The 4,622-nt window shown below is 37.9% G+C and carries 4 protein-coding genes and 1 pseudogene; 4 read left to right on the top strand and 1 reads right to left on the bottom strand.

Translation table 11 applies throughout. The features are described 5' to 3' along the window. Window positions 1-113: 113 nt before the first annotated feature. Window positions 114-1,253: a site-specific integrase gene (locus ACESTD_RS18290; protein WP_005827858.1), complete on the bottom strand. Its 1,140-nt coding sequence runs from the start codon at window positions 1,251-1,253 to the stop codon at window positions 114-116. 205 nt (window positions 1,254-1,458) lie between these two features. Here ACESTD_RS18290 and ACESTD_RS18285 point away from each other — a divergent pair, with 205 nt between their 5' ends. From ACESTD_RS18285 to ACESTD_RS18270, 4 genes and pseudogenes are all read left to right on the top strand, one after another. Next, window positions 1,459-1,662, top strand: coding sequence for a hypothetical protein (locus ACESTD_RS18285; protein WP_225982718.1), 204 nt, complete (start codon window positions 1,459-1,461; stop codon window positions 1,660-1,662). Between the two features lie 455 nt (window positions 1,663-2,117). Continuing rightward, a pseudogene (locus ACESTD_RS18280) lies at window positions 2,118-3,101 on the top strand (hypothetical protein); the annotation flags it as partial. Window positions 3,102-3,114: 13 nt separating this feature from the next. Next, window positions 3,115-4,032, top strand: coding sequence for a DUF3869 domain-containing protein (locus tag ACESTD_RS18275; protein ID WP_005827850.1), 918 nt, complete (start codon window positions 3,115-3,117; stop codon window positions 4,030-4,032). A gap of 42 nt (window positions 4,033-4,074) precedes the next feature. Then, a partial coding sequence (locus ACESTD_RS18270) for an outer membrane beta-barrel protein (protein WP_373159092.1) occupies window positions 4,075-4,622 on the top strand: 548 nt, incomplete at its 3' end.

The following is a 4,622-nucleotide window of genomic DNA, read 5'->3' as shown; positions in this document are numbered from 1 at the left end:
CTCACGCCAAACGAAAAATTTAAACAAATTATTAATCAGAATTCTGTTGCATTTGCAAGTTGAATTCAGCAATTAAAGAGAATGACAAATTGCACTTCGCATTTAACCAACCCCTATGATATATTAGGAATTAAATCAATAGCTTTCTTTTTACTTTCATCTACAAGCTTTGCATAAATTTGTGTTGTTTGTATATTGGTATGTCCCAATAGTTTGGAGACCGTATATAAATCTACTCCCAGTGTCAGCATCATTGTTGCATGTGTGTGGCGCGCTGTATGAAATGTTACATGCTTTGATATCCCAGCTTGTTCAACCCATTTGTGTAAAATTACATTACTTCTCCCCAGTGAGACCAATCCGGCAAACACCTTTTCCGTTTCTGGTGCATTTCCTCTGTCTGGCAAATGTTTTATGGCTTCCGAACAGAGTGGAAGCGATATGGCTTCTTTCGTCTTCTTCTGAATAATACTCAATAGTGCATTGCCATTTTCATCATAGCGTATATCTTCCCATCTCAATGCAATAATATCACAATGCCTCAATCCACAAAAACAGCTGAATAAAAATGCTTTCCTTAATAAGGTATTATAAAAAGGAGTATGAACCAATCTGGTCAATTCCTTTATAGTAAGATAATCCCTTTCTGTTCGATTACGTTTTGGTTTGTCCTCGTTCTTTATCTTATTCATCGGATTAACAGTTATATAATCTTCAGAGACGGCCCTATTCAAGCAGTAGCGCAGCGTTTTCAAATAATAGAATTGGGTGTTAACATGCAATGTCTTTTCCTTCTTACAATGTTCTTGTTTTGTTTTCTTCAAGTAATCTATAAAACCCAACAAATAAGTCTTGTCCACCTTCCTTAGCAATATTCCATTCGGAGTATATCTTTCCAAATGGCATACAACGGCATGTATGGCACTTTTCCGTACTCTATTGTTCACACTTTGTTCTGCTATTAATTTCATATAGCCAGTCAGCTTCATATTGGACAATCTGTTATGATTAAATCCGTAAGTTTGATTATATATTTCCAAAATCTTCTGAGCCTTTATCGCATTTGCCAAATTTAGCGTCTCGACATTTCTTTTTTTATCAGCTTGATTATGTTCAGGGATAATATACAACTTTAAGAATTCGTATTGCCGCCTTCCATTCATATAAATATCCAGATATATGGATTGGCATCCATTAACCAATTTTTTTGTTCTCACCTTTATTGGCTCTTTTAAATTCAATTGCTTTTTCATATTCTTTAAATAAAAACATACAGTTTATTATTAGTAGTAACAAAGCAGTAACAAAAATCAATCCTACAAATTGCTTTCATGTTCTATCACTCTTGTCTTTTTTTATAATTACCTTATTAACTATCAAATATTTACAGTATAGGGCACAGCGTTACTGAAAGAACAAATATAATAATAAGCCAGTAACAATTAAACTATCAAGAGTGTGGCTATTGCTATGGCGGCGGAAACTTTCTCTGGAAATTTATTTTCCATCACTTTGCTTCCACACTTCCACCCACCTTCTGCATTCCCCTATCCATCGGCATTTGCCCTGCGGTGGAAGCAAGCCGAAAAGGTGGAAGCAAATTTTGCTTCCACCTGCCTGAAACGCCGAGGTTTTGCAGTAACCACCTGTTTACTAGCATAATATTACGTAAGAGCTACATAAATCAATCAGTTCGTTTTTCCTGCATTTTCGAGCTTGCTCTTCTACGAAATCGGTGGATATCGAGTTGGGCGGTAGGACGCATCATTCCGCAGGGACTATGAAAGGTACCGGTAGAGTGAGCCATTCAAGCGGATGATTTCTAACTCATGGCTATGAATAATGCCGTCTAATGTCCTTTAAGTTGTTGTACAATACATTTGCGCCCTATCCACAATAGATGCAGGCTACGTACTTCATCCGAAAAGTCTTGGGGTTAGTGACGCCTAACAGTCATGAACAACCCTGCTTACGGCCATAAAGCAATCGCTTGACGACCATTAGCAGAGTTGTTCATGGCCGTTAGGCATCATTAATCCCCTATGCAACAGCAGACAAACAAAGAGAGAGAAGCCAAGGATTGTCTGTGTTTTAGATAGAAAGCCCATTTATTAGCAGGTGTACCGGAAGAAAAGTCATGCCGCATAATAGTTCTGGATAATAATGTACCCCAGATTTCTCTTTATTATCATCCCATAAAGGGAGATTCGGTGCTCCAAGCAGAACGTGATGACTGGAATGTAAGCTATGAATTGGGTGATACTTGGAAAAATGCACGAAAAATAAAGTTGAAAAATAGTTCTTTGTTCAAGATTGATATATTGGTGTATCCGGAATTCTCTTTCAAGAACGTGATTATTACGCAGATTTATCAAATTCTATTTGATTTGAGCCCTGCAATAGAAATTTCGTTATGGAAGGGGATGAAAGCCACAGCACAAGTGAAGATACCGGTTTATAATGATGGATATGGAGCTCGGGAAGGAAAGGTTCATCCGGGTTTCCTAACTCTTTCACAACGTTTCAGGTTGCCTTATAATGTTTTTGGTAAATTCTCTGTAGGCTATTTTAGTGGTAACCGATATGGTGCTGATGTAGATTTCTTTCGCCCCTTTAAAGATGAACGTTTTTCTTTGTTGGCAAGAATAGGATATACGGGAGCTGGACGTTGGGACGGATTTAGGTTCCAATATGATCCTTCATTATGGCGTATGACGTGGTCTTTGGGTGGAAATTTCTATTGGCCACGATTTAATACACTGTTCACACTGAAGGCTGAACAGTATTTGTTGAAGGAAAAGGGGGTTCGGTTTGAAATGATCCGTCATTTCCGCTATTGTTCGATAGGCTTTTATGCGATGAAGGCGGAGCATGCCAAAGCAAATGGAGGATTTCGGTTTCAAGTGGCATTGCCTCCATACAAATATAAAAGAAGGGGGCATATCCCACGTGTGAATACTTCTACTAACATGGGCATTGCTTATAATGCGGGTAATGAAAGGTATTATTATAAGGACTATAAGGCAGAAGCAAGTGATAATATAATGGAAAGAAATAGTTTTAACCCATATTTTATTAAGTCAGAATTGTTAAATTTTTAATTAATTAATTGAGATGAAAAAGAAAATTTTTTTAAGTGGCGTAAATGCTAAATTAGCATTGGCGGCAGTGGCTTTGACAAGTGTGATGTTCACAAGCTGCGAAAAAGAAGAATTCAATGTTGCGCCTGTAGAATTGGACCCTGCAAGTGCTACTGTTGCTATTACTGTATATGATTTATCAGATGGTTCTATCATAAATGGTGCAAGCATTACAGAAAATGGTGCTGCTATTACTAGCAATCCTTTCGTAATTGAAGCTGGTTCAGATGGAAAGATTGCTGCTGCAACAAGAACTTTTGCAGCTACAAAAGACGAGTATCTGTCTGGAGAAGGCCAAGCTACTGTTCCTGCTTTGAATAAAGGACAATTTGCTTTGATTCCGGTAAGTATTTTCTTGCAACAAGAACTGAATGCTGCTGAAGATGTTGTTGTTGATCAGGATGAGGAAACTATTACCCCTAGTGAAGTTGGAGGAGAACAAAAAGGTGGTGAAAATACAAGTAGTAAAGAAAAAGAAATGGATCTGCCATATACAGCAAAAGTTGGACAAGAAGTTACTAATATTGCTGCTGTAAATGCATCGATTGATGCTATGCCTATAACTAGAGGATTGTCTGATGATGAAGTAAAAAAGGTGTTGAAAGCATTGGTTAAATCATATAGCCCGGGTATCACAGATGTAACTTATACTAAGAAAGTAACAGTTCCTGCTTATACTATTGTAACTTTGAAGACTACTACAGAATACGAAACTTCTGATAATACAATCTCTACAGTGGTGGATGGCAAACTGTACACTATTCCTAATGTAAAGATTAAGAAGGTAGTTAAGACTGTTGTAGATCCAGTCTTTACTTCAACTGAACATGGTCATGGTCACGGTCATGGCAATGGTAACAATGCCGGTGGTGGTGACGGTGCTGCTGAATAATAATAGTTTTAGTTATTATTTTAATTTTAAACTAAAGGAATAATGAAAAGTAAATTAGTAATAGCCTCCTTATTATTAGCAGGCGCTTGTGCAGCAAATCTGAATGCACAAGAAAAAACGAACTACTACACTCCGAAATGGAGCGATAATATTTTCGTGAGTGTAGGTGGTGGTGTCCACGCTATCAACAATGATGGTTTCAATAAATTGGCTCCGCATTTCAGCGTATCAGTTGGTAAGTTGATTACTCCGACATGGGGTGTACGTGCCCAGTTCAATGGCGTTACTCAGCACTTGTGTCTGGATAACTCATATTGGGAACACAATAAGACGTACTTTGGTGGTAACATTGATGCAATGATCAATCTTTCTACATTGTTCGCAGGCGTTAATCCTAACCGTTTCTTTGAAGTTTATGGATTCTTGGGTCCTCAAGTAACTGTTGCAAAGTCAGCAAATGTGCTGATTCAAAACGATGGAACAATGATTCCTGATGGAGATGAAAAGGCTAGAGCACGTATCGGCGCTTCTGCCGGTTTGGGCTTGAAGTTCAATATCAACACTAAGTGGGCCATTGACGTAGAAGCTCG

It is taken from the genome of Bacteroides sp. AR20, from assembly GCF_964250605.1.
In the GTDB taxonomy this organism is placed as follows: Bacteria; Bacteroidota; Bacteroidia; order Bacteroidales; family Bacteroidaceae; genus Bacteroides; species Bacteroides uniformis.
The sequence above is the reverse complement of the archived record's forward strand: the minus strand, read 5'-3'. Positions and strand labels throughout refer to the sequence as shown.